Annotated in this window: 15 protein-coding genes and 1 pseudogene; 4 read left to right on the top strand and 12 right to left on the bottom strand. The window is 66.0% G+C overall.

Features of this window, described 5'->3' with window-relative positions:
* Positions 1–25: 25 nt before the first annotated feature.
* The 4 genes and pseudogenes from AC2T4A_RS10935 to sbcD form a co-directional block, all read right to left on the bottom strand.
* Positions 26–247 (bottom strand): annotated as a pseudogene (locus AC2T4A_RS10935) (hypothetical protein); the annotation flags it as partial.
* 148 nt (positions 248–395) lie between these two features.
* Positions 396–851, bottom strand: a complete 456-nt coding sequence (aac(6'), locus tag AC2T4A_RS10930) for an aminoglycoside 6'-N-acetyltransferase (protein ID WP_486743283.1) — start codon at positions 849–851, stop codon at positions 396–398.
* A complete protein-coding gene (locus AC2T4A_RS10925; RefSeq protein ID WP_486743282.1) occupies positions 851–4315 on the bottom strand; it encodes an AAA family ATPase in 3465 nt (1154 codons plus the stop codon). Before AC2T4A_RS10925 ends, aac(6') begins: the two co-directional genes overlap by 1 nt.
* Positions 4312–5532, bottom strand: coding sequence for an exonuclease subunit SbcD (gene sbcD, locus AC2T4A_RS10920; protein ID WP_416744583.1), 1221 nt, complete (start codon positions 5530–5532; stop codon positions 4312–4314). The genes AC2T4A_RS10925 and sbcD overlap by 4 nt, the downstream gene beginning before the upstream one ends.
* A 133-nt stretch (positions 5533–5665) precedes the next feature.
* Between sbcD and AC2T4A_RS10915 the strand changes: the two genes are divergently transcribed.
* The 3 genes from AC2T4A_RS10915 to AC2T4A_RS10905 all read left to right on the top strand — a co-directional run bounded on the left by AC2T4A_RS10915 (position 5666) and on the right by AC2T4A_RS10905 (position 9312).
* Complete coding sequence (locus AC2T4A_RS10915) at positions 5666–7030, top strand: TAXI family TRAP transporter solute-binding subunit (protein WP_416744584.1); 1365 nt, start codon at positions 5666–5668, stop codon at positions 7028–7030.
* Between the two features lie 115 nt (positions 7031–7145).
* Positions 7146–8153, top strand: a complete 1008-nt coding sequence (yejK, locus tag AC2T4A_RS10910; RefSeq protein ID WP_184591109.1) for a nucleoid-associated protein YejK — start codon at positions 7146–7148, stop codon at positions 8151–8153.
* 232 nt (positions 8154–8385) lie between these two features.
* Positions 8386–9312: a DUF4344 domain-containing metallopeptidase gene (locus AC2T4A_RS10905; protein WP_416744585.1), complete on the top strand. Its 927-nt coding sequence runs from the start codon at positions 8386–8388 to the stop codon at positions 9310–9312.
* Here AC2T4A_RS10905 and AC2T4A_RS10900 read toward each other — a convergent pair.
* From AC2T4A_RS10900 to AC2T4A_RS10885, 4 genes are all read right to left on the bottom strand, one after another.
* Complete coding sequence (locus tag AC2T4A_RS10900) at positions 9293–10228, bottom strand: glutathione S-transferase family protein (protein ID WP_416744586.1); 936 nt, start codon at positions 10226–10228, stop codon at positions 9293–9295. The genes AC2T4A_RS10905 and AC2T4A_RS10900 overlap by 20 nt on opposite strands.
* A 63-nt stretch (positions 10229–10291) precedes the next feature.
* A complete protein-coding gene (locus AC2T4A_RS10895) occupies positions 10292–10597 on the bottom strand; it encodes a GIY-YIG nuclease family protein (protein ID WP_416744587.1) in 306 nt (101 codons plus the stop codon).
* Complete coding sequence (locus tag AC2T4A_RS10890; protein WP_416744588.1) at positions 10594–11295, bottom strand: glutathione S-transferase C-terminal domain-containing protein; 702 nt, start codon at positions 11293–11295, stop codon at positions 10594–10596. Before AC2T4A_RS10890 ends, AC2T4A_RS10895 begins: the two co-directional genes overlap by 4 nt.
* A gap of 73 nt (positions 11296–11368) precedes the next feature.
* The gene (locus tag AC2T4A_RS10885; RefSeq protein WP_486743281.1) at positions 11369–11851 is read right to left on the bottom strand and encodes a nuclear transport factor 2 family protein; all 483 of its coding nucleotides are present in this window, start codon (positions 11849–11851) and stop codon (positions 11369–11371) included.
* A gap of 124 nt (positions 11852–11975) precedes the next feature.
* Here AC2T4A_RS10885 and AC2T4A_RS10880 point away from each other — a divergent pair, with 124 nt between their 5' ends.
* Positions 11976–12932, top strand: coding sequence for a GlxA family transcriptional regulator (locus AC2T4A_RS10880; RefSeq protein WP_486743280.1), 957 nt, complete (start codon positions 11976–11978; stop codon positions 12930–12932).
* Positions 12933–13068: 136 nt separating this feature from the next.
* Here AC2T4A_RS10880 and pcsA read toward each other — a convergent pair whose 3' ends face one another.
* The 4 genes from pcsA to AC2T4A_RS10860 form a co-directional block, all read right to left on the bottom strand.
* Complete coding sequence (gene pcsA / locus AC2T4A_RS10875) at positions 13069–13764, bottom strand: phosphatidylcholine synthase (RefSeq protein ID WP_401033782.1); 696 nt, start codon at positions 13762–13764, stop codon at positions 13069–13071.
* A gap of 349 nt (positions 13765–14113) precedes the next feature.
* The gene (locus AC2T4A_RS10870) at positions 14114–14890 is read right to left on the bottom strand and encodes an amino acid ABC transporter ATP-binding protein (RefSeq protein ID WP_301532925.1); all 777 of its coding nucleotides are present in this window, start codon (positions 14888–14890) and stop codon (positions 14114–14116) included.
* A gap of 12 nt (positions 14891–14902) precedes the next feature.
* Positions 14903–16000: an amino acid ABC transporter permease gene (locus AC2T4A_RS10865; protein WP_416744591.1), complete on the bottom strand. Its 1098-nt coding sequence runs from the start codon at positions 15998–16000 to the stop codon at positions 14903–14905.
* A gap of 12 nt (positions 16001–16012) precedes the next feature.
* Positions 16013–17197 (bottom strand): amino acid ABC transporter permease, encoded by a 1185-nt coding sequence (locus AC2T4A_RS10860; RefSeq protein ID WP_416744592.1) that lies wholly within the window; start codon positions 17195–17197, stop codon positions 16013–16015.
* Between the last annotated feature and the right edge of the window lie 97 nt (positions 17198–17294).

The following is a 17294-nucleotide window of genomic DNA, read 5'->3' as shown; positions in this document are numbered from 1 at the left end:
GGTCCGACGGCGTGGCCAGTGCGGGGGCGCGGCGCGGCGCGGACTTGGCTGCGGCAGGTTTGGCCGCCGGTTTTGCGGCAGCGGGCTTGGCGGCTGCGGTCTTGGCAGCTGCGGGTTTGCTGGCAGCGGGCTTGGCTGCCGGCTTGGCAGCGGCAGGTTTTGCGGCAGGTTTGCTGGCCGCTTTCGCAGCCGGCTTCGCGGCGGGTTTGGCCGCTGCGGGTTTCTTCGGAGCCGATGCGGATTGCTTCATCACAAATCACCTCTACGAAAGATCACGATACCTGTGGATGCCGACCCAGGCGGGAGCGGCTGACTTACGCGGTCTTGAGCCTATCTCGCCTGACGTCGATTGCAAGTTGACCGCAGTACCGTACTCACGTTCCGACTGATGTGGATCAATCGTCGAGGGGCTTGCGGAAGAACACGACACGCTCGGTTTCGACGAAGCCCAGGGCGCGATGCAAGGCGTGGCTGACAGTGTTGTCCAGCGCCGCATCGGAGGCGAAATCCACACAGCCGCGTGCACTGCCCCAGGCCTGTACCGCGCGCACCAGAGCCCGCGCCATGCCTCGCCGGCGGGCGTCCTCACGCACATAGATGCCTTCGAGAAACAGCACGGGCGTCCCTTGCGTGCCATTCACGTAGTCGCTGCGCACCGCGGCTTCCGCGAGGCCCAGCGCCCTGCCCTTTTCATCTCGGGCCAACCACGCACCGAAGCGTTGCGGCTGCGCGAGAATGTCGCGCGCCTCCTCGAAGAACTCTTCCGCATGATCGCCTGGCCAGAGTTGCAGGCGCAGGTCGACCCAGTCGGCCAGATCGCTCGCGACGCAATGCAGTACCGACATGTCCATCAGGCTTTCTCCGGCTCGAAGCGCTCAGGGTTGAAACGGAAGCGCGCATCGAGCTGGCTGTAACCCATGCCAACGCCCTTGTGCACCTTGAGCTGCACCGGGATGCGCTCCTTCAGCGCCTCTACGTGGCTGATCACGCCGATGGTCTTGCCAGTGGCGTTGAGACTGTCGAGAGCATCCAGCGCGACCTCCAGGGTCTCGCCATCGAGGGTGCCGAAACCTTCGTCGAGGAACAGCGAATCGATGCTGGTCTTGTGGCTGACCAGATCGGACAGCGCCAGCGCCAGCGCCAGGCTGACCAGGAAGCTCTCGCCGCCCGACAGCGTCTTGCAGTCACGCGCGGTGTCGCCCTGCCAGGTATCCACCACTTCCAGTTCCAGCTCGCCGTCGCTGCGCCGCGCCAGCTGGTAGCGACCATGCAGCCGCTGTAGCTGACGGTTGGCAAGGTGCACCAGGTGATCGAGAGTCAGGCCCTGGGCGAAGCGTCGGTAGCGCGCGCCATCGGAGGCACCGATCAGGCTGTTGAGACGCTGCCAGAGGTCGTGCTCTTCCTCTTGCCGGGCGATTTCCGCGAATAGGCTCTGCTGGCTCGCGCGGCGATTGTCGTCGCCCTGCAACTGGGCGCGAATCTCGCCCTGGCGCTGGCCAAGCTCGCGCAGCTGCGTGGCGAGCGCCTGCAACTGCTGGTCGAGTTCTTCCAACGCATGCTCGCCGTGAGGCTCGGCCTGCAAGCGCTCGACATCCCGGGTCGCAGCCGCGCGCAAGGTAACGGCTTCGGTGATGGCCGTTTCCAGACGCTGGCGCAGCTGACTGAGTTCGGTGCGCTGGGCATCGTCCAATAGCGCAGCGAGGTAGGTCGCCTCATCGGCGAAGGGGCTCGCCGCCAGCGCCTGCTGCCAGCTCGCCAGATGCTCCGAAAGACGTGCCTGCTCCTGCTCCAGGCGCTCCACCAGCGATTGCTCGCGGCCCTGCAAGGCATCGGCTTGGCGTTGGGCGGCAGCCAGTTGTTCCTCGGCCTGCGCCAACGCCTGTTGCGGCGCCGCATGAATGAGCAGCGCCTGACGCGTATCAAAACCGGCAACCTGCCAGCGCTGCTGCCATTGCGCGGCGATCTGCTGCGCCGCACGAGCGGCCTGTTCGGCATCACGCTCGGCTGCTGCCAGTTCCTGGCTGCGCTGTTGGTCCTGCTGCCATTGCTGCCACTCTGCGGTGCGCTCGGCCAGCCATTGCTCGCCGTCTTCCGGCATATCGTAATCCAGCTCGCCCAGTGCGGCGGCCAGCGCCTGATCCTGCTGTTGCAGCTCTGCCCGCTGAGTGGCGAGTTGTTGCGCACGCTCTGCCTGGCGCTGGCGTTCGTGGGTCTGCTGCTGATCGAACAGCGCCAGTTGCTGAGCGGCCTCGGCATGGTCGCGTTCGGCGCGCTGGCGTTGCTGTTGCGCCTGCTCGAGCTGGGCCCGGTGTTCGTCCAGTGCCTTGAGTTGCTGCTGCAAGGCGGCCAGCGACGTCTCATGGCGTTCGCGCTCGGCGGCGAGCTGCTGGTCATTCTCCAGCGCAACGCCCTGAGCTTCACACTGCTGCCGCCACGCCTGCTGATGCTGCACCTGTGCGGCCAGGGCTTCGTCCAGCTGGCGCTGCCCCTGTTGCAGTTGCGCATCGATCTCGGCCAACTCACCACGCAGGGCAATGCCCTGGCTTTCCAGCTCGGCCAATTGCTGGCGCGCCCGCTCCAGCGCCGTCTGCGTGGAAGACACGTCCAGTGCCTGGTAAGCCGCAATAGCCGGGTGTTCCGGCGAGCCGCACAGCGGGCAGGCCTCACCGGGCTGCAACTGCGCGCGCAGATGCTCCAACTGGTGAATCCGCTGCTCCTGCTGCAGGAGCTTTTCCTTGTCGGCGACCTGCTGCTTGGTCGCCTGATAGCGCTCGCGCAGCGCGACGATGGCCGTGTCGCGCTCGGCCCTGCGCTGGCGCAACGAGTTCAGCTCCGGCTGCCAGCGCTCCAACTGTGCGGCGGTCTGGGCGCGGGTCTGGGCCAGTTGTTCCAGACGGTCGAGCCCACGGCTGTGCAGTTGCGCCTGTTGCAGACGTTCACGCAGGGCAGTTTCGGTGGCGCCGCCCAGCAACGCATCGAGCTGTTGCTGGTGCTGTTTCTCCTGCGTGCCAGCCGAATCGAATTGCTGCTGCATGAAGGCGACGTTGCCCTGCAGGGTCTGCCGCTGCGCCGTCGCGGCCTGCAGCGCCTGATCGGTCGCCTGCGCCTGCCGCTGCAGGTCGGCGATAGCCTGGGCAAGCCGCGAGCGCTGGGCAAACTGCGCGCGCCAACCACCGAGCAGTTCACCCAGCCTCGCTCGCTGCGGATGCTGCGCCAGGCGCGCCTGCAACGCCTGCCGCTGCTCGCTGACAGCCTTGTGCTCACTCGCGCGCGCCTCTTGCGCCTGTTGAGCATATTGGCTGGCCGCCCACAGAGCCTGGGCGACCTCATCACGGCTGGACGCCTGCTGTGTGCGGTTGTCCCCCAGCGCCGCGCGGACCTGTTCGACGCTCTCGTGACTGCCGCGCCAGGGCTGGTACAACGGCTGCAGGCGAGCGGCGGGCTCACTGTCCGCCAGGCGTTTGAGGTCAGGTTGTGCCTGTTCCAGCCCCTGTCGTGCGTCAGACTCTTTCACAGCAGCCTGCTCGACCTGCTGCTGCGCACGGGTCAGGTCTTCGCGCCAGCGACGCTGCGCCTGAACGGCCGCGTGCTGTGATTGCAGAGCGGTTTCCTGCACGGCGGCATCGCGGCCTTGCTGTTCCAGTTCGCCGCGCTGTTCAGTGCTGAGTAGTTCGAAGCCATCGGCACGGGCGCGCAACTGGTCCAGCACGCCACGCACTTCACGGGTTCGCTCGAATACGCGCTGGGAAATCAGTCCGTAGATTTCCGTGCCGGTGAGTTCCTCCAGCAGTTCCGCGCGCTGGTTGGCGTTGGCTTCGAGGAAGGCGGCAAAGCCACCCTGGGCCAGCAGCATGGATTTGGTGAAGCGCTCGAAGTCCAGGCCGGTAAGCGTCTCGGTCTGCTTGAGCTTGTCGTTGATCTTGTCGGTGAGGATCTGCCCCTCGCCGGTGGCGCGGTCGATGCGCACCAGCTCCACCTTCGGCGCCTGCAACGCACCGTCGGCCTTGTCACGGGCGCGGCGCTGGCTCCAGAAGGCTCGGTAAGGCTGGCCCTTCACCTCGAATTCCACCTCGGCGAGGCAATCGGCGGTATGCCGGGTCATCAGCTCGTTGCCGCTCTGCGACAGCACGCTCATGCGCGGCGTGCGGTGATACAGCGCCAGGCAGATGGCATCGAGCAGCGTGGTCTTGCCCGCCCCGGTCGGGCCGGTGATGGCGAACAGGCCGTTACCGGCGAAGGGCTCGGCAGTGAAGTCGATCTTCCATTCGCCCTTGAGCGAGTTGAGGTTCTTCAGGCGCAGGCTGAGGATTCTCACGGGCGCTCCTCCTGGAGGTCAGCAACGACCTGGCGGTAGAGCCCGGTCAGGCGCTCGCGCAGCGGCGCCTCCAGGTCCTCGGCATCGAGGCGTTGGCGAAACACGTCCTCCGGGCTGAGTTCGTCGAGGGTTTCCTTCGCCTCGCTGAACAACGCCGCCTGCGCGGTGCCGCGTTCGCGGCGGGTGCGCAGGACGATCACCGGCAGGTCTTCGCAGAGCTTTTCGACGCGCAGCTGGATGTCGGTCAAGTAGTCGTCGGTGTGCACCAGGACTTCCAGCCACACCGGTTGTTCCACGTTGCCTTCGCGAGCGACGCGGGCCAGTTCGGCGGGCAGTTCGGCGAGGCTGCCGGATACCGACTTCAGCGGCTGGAAGCGCGGCACCGGCAGCGCGGTGACGCTGCGCAGACCGCTGTCATCCAGGTCCACCAGCAGCACTTCCTTGCCCTGGGTCGCTTCGTCGAAGCTCAGCGCAATGGGCGAGCCGCAGTAGCGGATGTGTTCCAGGCCGCCGACCTTCTGCGGCCGGTGGATATGGCCCAGGGCGATGTAGTCCGCTGCCGGGAAGGCGCTGGTGGGGAAGGCCTCCAGGGTGCCGACGTAGATTTCCCGCACCGATTCGCTGGCGCTGGCGCCCACGGTGGTGAGATGTCCCGTGGCGATGATCGGCAAGTGTCGGCCGAGCGTTTCGCGCTGCGCCTCGGCGCGCTGGAACAGCTCGCGGTAGTGCGCCTGGATCGCCTGCTGCAAGGCCAGCTGCTTGTCCTGCGCACTCTGCCCGGCCTGACTGGTGAGCACGTCCCGTGGGCGGATGAAGGGGATCGCGCAGAGGATGGCGCCGGGCTGGCCGTCACGTTGCGGCAGCACCAGCAACTGGCGCTCGAGATCGGTGCCGACGGCGGCGATCACCTGAGTATCCAGGCAAGCCAGCAGGTCGCGGGATTCCTCCAGCATCGCCACCGAGTCGTGGTTTCCACCCAATACCACCAGGCGAGCGCCGGTATCGCGCAGCTCGACGATGAAGCGGTTGTACTGTTCGCGGGCGTAACTGGGCGGCGCACCGGTATCGAATATGTCACCGGCGATGATCACCGCATCCACGGCCTGCTCGCGCACCTGTTCGACCAGCCAGGCGCAGAACGCCTGGTGCTCGGCCTCGCGGCTCTTGCCCATGAAATGCTGGCCCAGGTGCCAGTCGGAGGTGTGGAGAATGCGCATGCCGTGATGTCCGCAGCCGTATTTCGAAGCCTCGGATGATAGCGGTTCAAGCTCCATCGGGGGCGGATTCGCCGGCCGCCCCCGCGCAGGCTGGCTATCTTTTCAGGACAGCACGTCGTCACAAGGACTCCCCATGCAACGCCTTCTGAACATGCTCAAGGACCTCGCCATTCTTGTTCGCGCCAACCTCTGGCTGGTGCCGGTGCTGGCCGCGCTGGTCGCCGCGGTCTTCTACTTCGTCGCTCCGCCTCCACCGATGAGTGCCACCCTGGCCACCGGCGCACCGGGTGGCGGCTACGCGGTATTTGGCCAGCGACTGAAGGAAGAGTTGGCCAAGCAGGGATTCGACCTGCAACTGGTGCGCACCTCTGGCTCGCGGGAGAACCTGGGCAAACTGCTGGATGGCAAGAGCGGCGTGGATGTCGCACTGGTGCAGAGCGGCCAGGAGCAGCAACTGGAACCCAAGCAGCGCGCCCAGCTGCAGACCCTTGGCGCGGTATTCCAGGAGCCGCTGTGGCTGTTCCAGCGCCGCGAGGCGAAGATCGACCGCCTCGCGGACCTGCTCGCCCTGCGTGTGGCCATCGGTGGCTCCGGCAGCGGCACCGAGGCCGTGACCGAGGCCATCCTCAAGGCCAACGAGATTCCCACCGATCCGCTGCCTGCCGGCTGGCAGGCGCGTGGCGGTAACGCGGTGGCCAATGAACTGCTGGCCGGCGAGCTGGATGCCGCCTTCTTCGTCGGCCCGGCAGAAAATCCGCTGGTGCAGCGCCTGGCAGCCAGCCCTGACCTGAAGCTTGCCGGCTTCCGTCGCGCCCACGCCTACGAGGCGCGGATTCCTTTCCTCAAGCGCGTGGACGTCAGCGAAGGTCTGCTGAACCTGTCGCAGAACGTGCCGGATCAGGACCTGGCCACCCTGGCGCCGGTCGCCACCCTGGTGGTCAACGGCGACTTTCACCCGGCGCTTACCCCGCTGATTCTCGAAGCCGCGCGCACGGTCATGAAGAGCGGCACCCTGCTCGACGCCGCTGGCGCCTTCCCCAGCGCCGAGCCGCGCACCCTGGCCCTGCAGGAAGACGCCGAGCGCTACTACAAGAGCGGGCCGCCGCTGCTGCAGCGCTTCCTGCCGTTCCGTATCGCCTCCCTGGCGGACCGCTACATCATCCTGCTGATTCCCTTTATCGCCATCCTCATCCCGCTGATGAAATCCATCGGTCCGCTGTACCGCTGGCGCATCCGCGCGCGCATCTACCGCTGGTATCGCTACCTGCGCGAGATCGACCGGCGCCTGGACGAGCGCACCGGCAGCGCCGAGCTGAGCACCGAGATCGAGCGCCTGGAACAGCTGGAGGCCGAGCTGGCCAAGGTCGAAGTGCCGCTGTCCTACTACAACGAGCTGTACGAGCTGCACCTGCACCTGAACTACGTGATCCGTCGCCTGCGCCAGCTGCGACGCAACCGGCGCGAGCGCGACGAGGGGCTGGTGCCGGCAGCGGACTGATCGGCGTCGCGCATCCCGCCGCCGGGTCGGGTAAACTCTGGCGTTTTCCAATCCGCCCGCCCCGCCGCCGCTTCGATGCGCGCGGCGTCGCCGGCACTGAACATCCGGGTCCGCCATGCCGATTCGCCACGCCATCGTCCACCTGATCGACAAGAAGCCCGACGGCAACCCCGCGACGCTGCACGCGCGCGACGCCGAGCTGGGCGACTCCCAGGCCATCGAAAACCTGATGGCCGATCTCAACGAGAGCTACAACGCCAAGCCGAACAAGGCCTGGGGCCTGTTCCAGGGCGAGTCCGGCGCGTACCCCTTCAGCGGCTGGCTGAGCGAGTACCTGGACAGCGGCAAGGACTTCGTCGCCTTCTCCAAGCAGGCGGTGGAGCACCTGAAGACGCTGATGGAAGAGTCCAACCTCTCCACTGGCGGCCACGTGCTGTTCTGCCATTACCAGCAGGGCATGACCGACTACCTGTCCATCGCCCTGCTGCACCACAGCGAAGGCGTGGCGGTGACCGACGCGCTGGAAGTGACCCCGTCGCGCCACCTGGACCTCGGCCAGCTGCACATGGCCGCGCGGATCAACATCTCCGAGTGGCAGAACAACAAGACGTCCAAGCAGTACATCTCGTTCATCAAGGGCAAGGGCGGCAAGAAGGTCTCCGACTACTTCCGCGACTTCATCGGCTGCACCGAGGGCGTCGATGGCCCGAGCGAGACCCGCACCCTGCTCAAGGCCTTCAGCGACTTCGTGGAAAGCGAAGACCTGCCCGAAGAACAGGCCCGCGAGAAGACCGACGTGCTGGTGGACTATGCCACCAGCCAGGCCAAGATCGGCGAGCCGATGGCCCTGGACGCGCTCTCCGAGCTGATGGACGACCAGGCGCCGCGCGCCTTCTACGACTACATCCGCAACAAGGACTATGGCCTGTCGCCGGAGATCCCGGCCGACAAGCGCACCCTCAACCAGTTCCGCCGCTTCACCGGCCGCGCCGAGGGGCTGTCGATCAGCTTCGAGGCGCACCTGCTGGGCAGCAAGGTGGAGTACGACGAGGCCCGCGACATGCTGATCATCCGTGGCCTGCCAACCCAGTTGCAGGACCAGCTCAAGCGGCGCAAGGACTGAGGTCCGTGCGCTGACAAAAAAGCCCGTCTCGTGATGGGCTTTTTTGTGCGTGACGATTGAGCGCTGGGCGGTTCGCGAGCAAGCTCGCTCCTACAGGCAGTCGGTCAGCACGGCGCGCTCGTTGTAGGAGCGAGCTTGCTCGCGAACCTGCCAACTTCCGACAAGCACTCCGCAGCCCGCGTGGTGCGGGTGCTACAGTCAAATCAGGCGCCTCTCGCTCGCGGTGGCCGCCATGTCCGCCTTGCACGCTTTCACTGTCGCTGCGTCGCCGCTCTCCGGGCATCCCCGGGTGGATCGCTCGTACCTGGCGCTGCTGTTGCTGCTCTGCACCCAACTCCTTTTCGCCGCCCCGGCACCCCAGGCGCTGACTCCCAATGTCGCGCGCTTCGTGCTGGCCAACGCCGAGTTCAGCGTGATGCACGAGATGGGGCATGTGCTGATCGCCGAGTACGATCTCCCGGTGCTGGGCCGCGAGGAGGACGCGGCGGACCAACTCGGCTTCATCCTGCTGTTTCACCTCTACGCCAGGCTGCCGCGCGACGAGGTGGATGCCCGCCTGCTGGACATCGCCGACTACTGGCGGCTGGAATGGCAGACGCCCAAGCCGCCGCCGGATCAGGTGCTGGCCTGGGACAGCCACCCGCTGGACGAGCAGCGCTACTACAACATCGCCTGCCTGCTCTACGGCAGCGACATGGCGCGGCTGGATTGGCTGCCGCCGCTTACCGGCCTGCCCTACGAGCGGGCCGTCTACTGCGACCAGGAGTTCCGCCAGGCGAGCAAGGCGCTGGAATGGATCCGGCATTCGCGGCGCACCGCGTCGATCCAGCACCACGCGGCGTGGCGCCTGACCTGGGATACACCGTCGGTGAACCGTGACGAGACCGAGCCGCTGATCGCGCTGCTACGCGACGGCGATCACCTGCAATTGATGGTCAACGAGGTGTTTCGCCTGTTTCGCCCGCCACGCCCGCTGAATCTGCGATTGGTCAGCTGCGGCGCTCCAGACGCCTGGTACAACAGCAACAGCGGGGAAATGGCGCTCTGCTACGAGCGCCTGCAACACTTCCGCGAGATGGCCGAGAACCTGCCGCGCCTGCGTACGCCGGTGACGCGGCAATGCCCTGGCCCGGCCGGACTCAGGCCGGGCGGATGCTGAAGCCGACGCGCGGGAAGTGCACGTGAACGGTGCCGGCGCGCGGGTCCTCGCGACGCAGGATCAGGCTTTCCAGTCCGGTATGGACCAGCTCGCCTTCTACCGGATCGCAGCCGTAGTCGGTGGCGGCGATCACCACGCGCTGGCCAGGCTTGAAGCCGTTGGGGTCGACGAAGTCTGCCTGCGGCAGCGCCGCCGGTTGGCTGTCGCGGGCCACGGCGATGGCCTCCTCGGCGCTCATTTCGCTGGGCGCACCGTGGCCGAAGCCCAGCACGCGGCCGAGCCAGGCGCTGACGGCCGGGTAGGCATCCACCAGCGGCGAGGTGACCGGCGTAGCCTTGACGAACCACAGGCAATGGGCCAGAGACAGGTCGGCCACCGAGGGCTCGCCGAACAGGAAGTCGCCTTCCTCGCGGGCCAGTTGTTCCTCGACACGGGCCATGAACGCCGGCCACTGGTGCTTGGCCTGCTCGGCGGAGAGCTTGCTGGCGGTGCCGCCGCTGAACAGCTGGCTGCGGTCGGCGACGAAGGCCTTGAGGAACTCCGGCGGCAACTTGCCAAAACGCATGGCGATGGATTCGGGCTGGAATACCAGGCTGACCGCATGCTGGAAGATCACCGAGTCGATCCACGAGGAGAAGCTGGCGACGGTGAACTCGTGGCCTTCGGGAAACAGTGCCGGCACGGCCTTTTCCTGATCCAGGCGGCGGGCGATCAGTGCGGTGTCGCAGTAGATGTCGGCGCCGACCTGGAGCACTGGGGTCTTGCGGTAGCCGCCGGTGAGAGGCATCAGGTCCGGCTTGGGCATCAGCGGCGGAATCATCACCGAGCGCCAGGACAGCTGCTTGAAGCCCAGCATCAGACGCGCCTTTTCGGCGAAGGGCGAAGTCGGGTAATGGTGCAGGATCAGCTCGGACATGGGTCGCTCCAGCGGCCGTAAAGTGGTCCGGCAGCTTAACCCGTGCTTCGCGCGAGTCCTACCTCATCCCTCGGATGGCACGACATCCACGGCGCTGATGGTGAAGGGGCTGGCCAGCACCAGGCGCTCCTTGGCCTTCTTGGTCAGCGCCTTGATCGCACGCTCGCGGCGCAGGGCATCACCCTTGCCGGGGCAGGCTTCGACGTAGACCAGCGCCTGGGCCGGGCTGGAATGGAAGAAGCGCGCGCCCTTGCCGGTGCGATGGGTTTCGAACCGGCGTTGCGCGTCGTCGCTGATACCGCAGTAGAGCGCGCCGTTCTCGGCGCGCACCAGGTAGACGAACCAGGGCTTGGGCTCGGCGGCCGTCACGACGCCCAGACCCGCGCCTGCATGCGGTCACAATAGGCAACCAGGCGCTCGTAGCTGCGCGCCATGTCGTTGAGCGGGGTTTCCAGGGTGCTGAGGATCAGGTTGGCCAGCACGCCGTAGGTGGCGGCGTCGGCGCTGCACGGCTGGGCCCCGCCGAAGTACGGCAGGTCGCCGAGCATACCGTCGAGGGCTTCGAGGTCGTCGCGGGCGAAGCTCAGCAGTTCTTCACGGCTGTGGCGCATCAGGCCACGGCCCTTGAGGTCGCCACGGATCTTGCGCTGCATGAACATACCCGCCGCCGGGCGCAGCGGTGCGGGAATGCTGCGGAACATCACGTCCTTCACCTGTCGGAAGCCCTGCTCGTCGAGCCAGCGGAAATACACCAGCAGAGGTACCAGGTGCTCGTCGCACAGCCGCGTGATCGAAACCGCCCAGCCACGGCCGCGGGCGTCGAGGCCGGCGTCCAGGTCGAATTCGTAGTACTGCTGCAGGGTGCGCATGATGAGCGCCGTGTCGGCGACGGGTTTGCCGTCCAGGGTAATGAACGGCAGCTTGCCCTTGGGCCCCTTACGCGGGTCCATCACATGCTTGACCTGGTACTCCAGCCCGGCCAGGCGGAGGAAGGTCTCCAGCTTCAGGCAGAAGGGGCTGACGTTGGGTACGTTGAAGGCGGGCGGGAACTGGAAAAGTGTGATCATGGCGGCGTCCGGCTCTCAGTCGCCTGTCATTTAAGCCTATCCAGCCGCCGCGGGCGAGCCCGAAAGCCCGCGATCAGGCCGCCGCCGCCCGTTGTGCGCGATACGCTGCGAGGCCTTTGGCGGCCTGCGCACGAATTGCCCTTTGCACCGGCGGTGCCCAGCCCAGCAGCGCTCCCTTGGTGCCGAGGGCCTGGCGCGACCATTTCCACAGGTCGAATCTGTCCTCATGCTGACAGATCAATCCGTCGCGAAAGTGGAAATGTGCCTGGATGTGATTAGTCACTTTCCGACCGGTCTGGGTGAAGGTGTAGGACGCCACCCAGCGTGCGGAACCTCGCGTCTCATCGGCCTCGACGCCTTCGTAGGTCAACGCGAAATCCTTAGCGCGAGCCGTGAGCATGCGCCACATATCGCCGGCTTCGGCGCCGCGCAGGTCGGTGAAGACCGGGTCGCTGAACAGCACGTCGGCGCTGTAGCAGGCAGCCATGGCCTCGCCGTCGCGGCGCTGAAAGGCCTGGTAGAAACGTTCGATCAGTTGTGCGTTGGCGTGGGCCATGGTTGGGCTCGAGTCAGGAGGAATGTGTGCAGTATCGGGATTGCAGCGACTGGACACGATTGGCAATATCGACAACATTATGATCGAAAGCGCCACACCTACCGCCAGCGCAAAGCGAGACGCCATGTTCAGGATAGCCCTGTTCGTCTGCCCGCAAACCCTGTGCTCCAGCCTTGGGCTGGCCATGGACAGTTTCCACCTCGCCAACCGTCTGGCCGGCGAGCGACGCTTCGAGGTGCTGCGGGTCAGTGCAGACGGTACGCCCGTGACGTTGCCCTTCGGGCTGGTGGAAGTGGAAGGCGGGCTCGATCTTGCTGCGCGCTGCGACCTGTTGCTGATCCCCGCCACCGGCGCGGACATCGACGCCACCTTCGCCGCCAACCAACCGCTGCTCGACTGGCTGCGCCGCGCACCTGACACCGTCCAGCTGGGCAGCCTGTGCAGCAGTGCCTTTCTGCTGGCCGAAGCCGGCGTGCTGGACGACCGCCGCGCGACTACGCACTGGGCGCTGGAAGCAGCATTCCGCGAGCGTTATCCCCAGGTCCGGCTGGACATCGATGCCCTGTGCACCGACGACAAGGGCCGGCTCTGCTCCGGTGGCGCCCAGGCCGGGCTGGACCTGTGCCTGTACCTGATCGAGCGGCACGCCGGGGCGGCGCTGGCGCGGCGCGCGGCGGCAACCCTGGTGTTCGAGCATGGGCGCGGCCGCCAGCGGCGCTTTACTCCGCTGCTGCCCGAGCCGCTGCCCGCTGGCTCGCCACTGGAGCCGCTGCTGGCGTGGCTGGAGGATAACTACGCGCAACCCTTCGATCTCGCCACGCTTGCGCAACGCGTGCACTGTTCCACGCGCACGCTGTTGCGGCGCTTTCGCGAGCAGGTGGGAATGTCGCCGAACGATTATGTGCAGCGCCTGCGCATCGCCTCGGCGCAGGAGGCGCTGGGTGATCCGGCGCGCTCGCTGGAGCGCATCGCAAGCGACGTGGGCTACGCCGATCGGGCGAGCTTCGCGCGGTTGTTCAAGCAGGTTTGCGGGGAGACACCGGGGGCTTTCCGCCAGCGCTTGCTGGGGCGGCAGGCTTAAGGTGAACCTGTAGGAGCGTGCTTGCTCGCGAACCATTTCCCGGCCACTCCAGCGCTGGGCGGTTCGCGAGCAAGCTCGCTCCTACAGGGTGAGGATCAGCATCGCAGGATGGATGGAGGGAATGGAGATTCCGCGATCAGTGGAACCACTCCATTGCCGTGCGCCATACGCACACGCCGACGAAGTAGGCCGAAGCCGCAAACCACAGGCCGAGCAGCCACGGCTGGTCGATCGGCTGCTGGAGGATCAGCAGCGCGCTGCTGAGCATCCAGACGAAGGTCACGGCGATGTTCAGCGGCATGAACTGACGCACGCGGAAAGGGTGCAGGAACTTCATGCGCGTCAGGGTCAGCGCGGCCAGCACCAGCACGGTGACGAAGCTCACCCAGGGGTGCAGGTCGAGCACGAAGAAGTAAACCGCCACCACGTTCCAGGCCGCCGGGAAGCCAACGAAGTAGTTGTCCTTGCTCTTCATGTTGACGTTGCAGAAGCAGAACAGCGAGGACACCAGGATCACCCCCACGGCAAGCAGCTCGGTATGCACCGGCAGCGGCACGTAGCGGTAGATGAAGATCGCGGGGATGAAGACGTAGGTGAGGTAGTCGATCACCAGGTCGAGCGTCGAGCCATCGAAGTGCGGCAGCACCGCCTTGACATCGAACTTGCGCGCCAGGGTGCCGTCCAGGCCGTCCACCAGCAGCGCCACGCCCAGCCACAGCAGGCAGGCCTGGGGCCTGTTGTCGACCAGCGCGAGGAGCGCAAGCAGCGCGAGGATGACACCGCTGGAGGTCACCGCATGGGCGCCCCAGGCCTTGGCTTTGCTGAGGTTCATTGGCGATAGGATCAGGTTCACGTCGGCTCTCTTCCTTTGGACGGCGGGTGCAGGGGAGCTACTTCAAACGGTAGCCCATCCCTGACGAACCACTGCACATGGGAACACCGATCCGACGGCCGAGTTCAGCCGGTTTGTCGCGATGCCGCCGGTGTGTGCGGTGGAGTTGGCAGCATACGCCGTTGCGGCGTGGGCTTGCTATCGGGGGGGACGAGCGTGACGAGGTCAGCCCCGTCACGTGAAAGATGGCGTGATGCCCTTGCAGGGGCGAGCGTGCTCGCGAGCCCGCCCAACGCTGTCGCGGCCGGAAACCCGTTCGCGAGCAAGCTCGCTCCTACGAAGAGCTATATCAATGCAGGATCTGGCTGAGGAACAACTTGGTCCGATCCGACTGCGGGTTGTCGAAGAACTGGTCCGGCGGCGCCTGTTCGACGATCTCCCCCTTGTCCATGAAGATCACCCGGTTCGCCACGGTGCGGGCGAAGCCCATCTCGTGGGTCACGCAGAGCATGGTCATGCCGCTCTGCGCCAGGCCGATCATGGTATCGAGCACTTCCTTGACCATTTCCGGGTCGAGTGCCGAGGTGGGCTCGTCGAACAGCATGATCTTCGGCTTCATGCACAGCGCGCGGGCAATCGCCACGCGCTGCTGCTGGCCGCCGGAGAGCTGGCCGGGGAACTTGTGCGCCTGCTCCGGGATGCGCACGCGCTCCAGGTAATGCATGGCGACTTCCTCGGCCTGGCGCTTGGGCATCTTGCGCACCCACATGGGCGCCAGGATGCAGTTCTGCAGCACGGTCAGGTGCGGGAACAGATTGAAGTGCTGGAACACCATGCCGACTTCGCTGCGGATCGCCTCGATCTGCTTGAGGTCGTTGGTCAGCTCGGTGCCGTCGACCACGATGCTGCCCTGCTGGTGCTCTTCCAGGCGGTTGATGCAGCGGATGGTGGTGGACTTGCCCGAGCCGGACGGCCCGCAGAGCACGATGCGCTCGCCCTGCTTGACCTCCAGGTTGATGTCCTTGAGCACGTGGAACTGGCCGTACCACTTGTTCACGCCCTTCATGGTGATCATCACGTGATCGCCGACGGCCGGCTGTGCGGTCTTTTGGGTGGCTTCAGACATGACGAATCGCTCCTAACGCTTGTGGCCGGTGTCCAGCTTGTGCTCCAGGTGCATGGAGTAGCGGGACATGCCGAAACAGAAAATCCAGTAGACGACCGCAGCGAACACGTAGCCTTCGGTGGCCATGCCCAGCCAGGCTGGGTCCGCGGTGGCGCGCTTGATGCTGTTGAGGAAGTCGAACAGGCCGATGATGATCACCAGGCTGGTGTCCTTGAACAGCGCGATAAAGGTGTTGACGATGCCGGGGATCACCAGCTTGAGCGCCTGCGGCAGGATCACCAGGCCCATGGTCCGCCAGTAGCCCAGGCCCATGGCCGCCGCGGCTTCGTACTGCCCCTTGGGGATGGCCTGCATGCCACCGCGCACCACCTCGGCGATATAGGCGGCCTCGAACAGCACCACCATCACCATGGCCCGCAGCAGCTTGTCGAGGTTCATGCCCTCGGGAAGGAACAGCGGCAGCATCACCGAGGACATGAACAGCACGGTGATCAGGGGCACGCCACGCCAGAACTCGATGGTGGTGACGCAGATGACCTTGATCGCCGGCATCTTCGAACGCCGCCCGAGCGCCAACAGGATGCCCAGCGGCATCGCCCCGCAGATGCCGACCGCAGCAATCACCACGGTGAGCATCAACCCGCCCCAGGAACTGGTCGGCACGGTTTCCAGGCCGAGGAAGCCGCCGTGCAGCAGCCAGTAGGCCACGATCGGCAGCGCCACGAGGAAGCCCAGGCCGTACTTCACCTTGTACGCAAAGCGCTTGAGGAACAGCGGCGCGGCACCGAACACAACGAACAGCACGGTGAGGTCCACGCGCCAGCGCAGTTCCTCGGGGTAGAAGCCGTACATGAACTGGCCGAAACGCGAGCCGATGAACACCCAGCAGGCGCCCTCGCGGGAGCAGTCGGCGCGGGTGGTGCCGGTCCAGTCGGCCTTGATGATCGCCCACTCCAGCAGCGGCGGCACGATCAGGTAGACCAGGTAGATGCCGACCAGCGTCAGCAGGGTGTTGAACCAGCTGGAGAACAGGTTGGCGCGCAGCCAGGCGAGCACGCCCACGCTCATCGCCGGTGGCGGCAGGTCGGGCTTGAAGGTATGCGTTGTCATAGTCTGCTTCCCCTACCGCTCGACCAGCGCGATGTGCTTGTTGTACCAGTTCATCAGCAGCGAAATGCTGATGCTGATGGCCAGGTACACGCTCATGGTGATGGCCATGGTTTCGATGGCCTGGCCGGTCTGGTTGAGTACCGTGCCGGCGAACAGCGAGACCATGTCCGGGTAGCCGATGGCGGCGGCCAGCGAGGAGTTCTTCGCCAGGTTCAGGTATTGGCTGGTCAGCGGTGGAATGATCACTCGCAGTGCCTGCGGGATGATCACCAGGCGCAACGTTTGCCCCGGGCGCAGGCCCAGCGATCCAGCGGCCTCGGTCTGCCCATGGCTGACCGCCTGGATGCCGGCGCGCACCGTCTCGCCGATGAAGGCGGCGGTATAGACCGACAGGGCGAGCACGATGGACACCAGCTCCGGAATCACCACCCAGCCGCCACGGAAGTTGAAGCCCTGCAGCACCGGCACGTCCCAGTGGAACGGCGCGCCAGCGACCAGCGACACCAGCCCCGGCAGCACGATCAGCAGCGCCAGGCCGCTGAGGAACACCGGGAAGGCCTTGCCGGTGGCATGTCGGCGGGCCTTGGCCCACTTCCAGATCACTACCCAGCCAACCAGCGCCAGGATCACCGCGACGATGAACGGGCCGAGGCCGTCGGCGGCGATCGGCGCGGGCATCTGCAGGCCGCGGTTGTTGACGAAGAACAGGTCGCCGAAGCTGATGCTCTGCCGCGGGCCCGGCAGCGGGCCGAGTACCGCGAAGTACCAGAAGAAGATCTGCAGCAGCGGCGGGATATTGCGGAAGGTCTCGATGTACAGGGTCGCCAGCTTGCGGATCAGCCAGTTGGGCGACAGCCGCGCCACACCGAGGATGAATCCCAGGATGGTGGCGAAGAAGATCCCCACCACTGTGACCAGCAGCGTGTTCAGCAAGCCGACCATGAACACCCGTCCGTAGGTGTCGCTTTCGCTGTAGTCGATCAGGTGCTGGGAGATGCCGAAGCCGGCACTGTGGTCAAGGAAACCAAAACCGGACTGGATGCCGCGATGGGCGAGGTTGGTCTGGGTGTTGTCGAAGAGAAACCAGCCGACCGCCACGACGAAGATGACGGCGATGACCTGGAATGCCCAGCCGCGCACGACGGGATCGTTGAGCGATACCCCCCGCGGGCGCTGGGCCTTGACGGAATTCTGCATGTAAGCCCTCTCGGAAGGCCGCCGGGCGACCACGGGGCTACGCCCGTGGCCGCCCGGAAGGCTTCACGTCGTTCGAAACAGTCCGGCGCCCACACTC

The organism is Pseudomonas sp. PVC-3-1 (genome assembly GCF_057444315.1).
The sequence above is the reverse complement of the archived record's forward strand: the minus strand, read 5'-3'. Positions and strand labels throughout refer to the sequence as shown.

What these genes read in the sequence shown, in the direction of transcription:
- sbcD (WP_416744583.1), bottom strand. Translation starts at nt 5,532, where the DNA reads ATGCGCATTCTCCACACCTCCGACTGGCACCTGGGCCAGCATTTCATG.
- AC2T4A_RS10915 (WP_416744584.1), top strand. Translation starts at nt 5,666, where the DNA reads ATGCAACGCCTTCTGAACATGCTCAAGGACCTCGCCATTCTTGTTCGC.
- yejK (WP_184591109.1), top strand. Translation starts at nt 7,146, where the DNA reads ATGCCGATTCGCCACGCCATCGTCCACCTGATCGACAAGAAGCCCGAC.
- AC2T4A_RS10905 (WP_416744585.1), top strand. Translation starts at nt 8,386, where the DNA reads ATGTCCGCCTTGCACGCTTTCACTGTCGCTGCGTCGCCGCTCTCCGGG.
- AC2T4A_RS10900 (WP_416744586.1), bottom strand. Translation starts at nt 10,228, where the DNA reads ATGTCCGAGCTGATCCTGCACCATTACCCGACTTCGCCCTTCGCCGAA.
- AC2T4A_RS10890 (WP_416744588.1), bottom strand. Translation starts at nt 11,295, where the DNA reads ATGATCACACTTTTCCAGTTCCCGCCCGCCTTCAACGTACCCAACGTC.
- AC2T4A_RS10885 (WP_486743281.1), bottom strand. Translation starts at nt 11,851, where the DNA reads ATGGCCCACGCCAACGCACAACTGATCGAACGTTTCTACCAGGCCTTT.
- AC2T4A_RS10880 (WP_486743280.1), top strand. Translation starts at nt 11,976, where the DNA reads ATGTTCAGGATAGCCCTGTTCGTCTGCCCGCAAACCCTGTGCTCCAGC.
- pcsA (WP_401033782.1), bottom strand. Translation starts at nt 13,764, where the DNA reads ATGAACCTCAGCAAAGCCAAGGCCTGGGGCGCCCATGCGGTGACCTCC.
- AC2T4A_RS10870 (WP_301532925.1), bottom strand. Translation starts at nt 14,890, where the DNA reads ATGTCTGAAGCCACCCAAAAGACCGCACAGCCGGCCGTCGGCGATCAC.
- AC2T4A_RS10865 (WP_416744591.1), bottom strand. Translation starts at nt 16,000, where the DNA reads ATGACAACGCATACCTTCAAGCCCGACCTGCCGCCACCGGCGATGAGC.
- AC2T4A_RS10860 (WP_416744592.1), bottom strand. Translation starts at nt 17,197, where the DNA reads ATGCAGAATTCCGTCAAGGCCCAGCGCCCGCGGGGGGTATCGCTCAAC.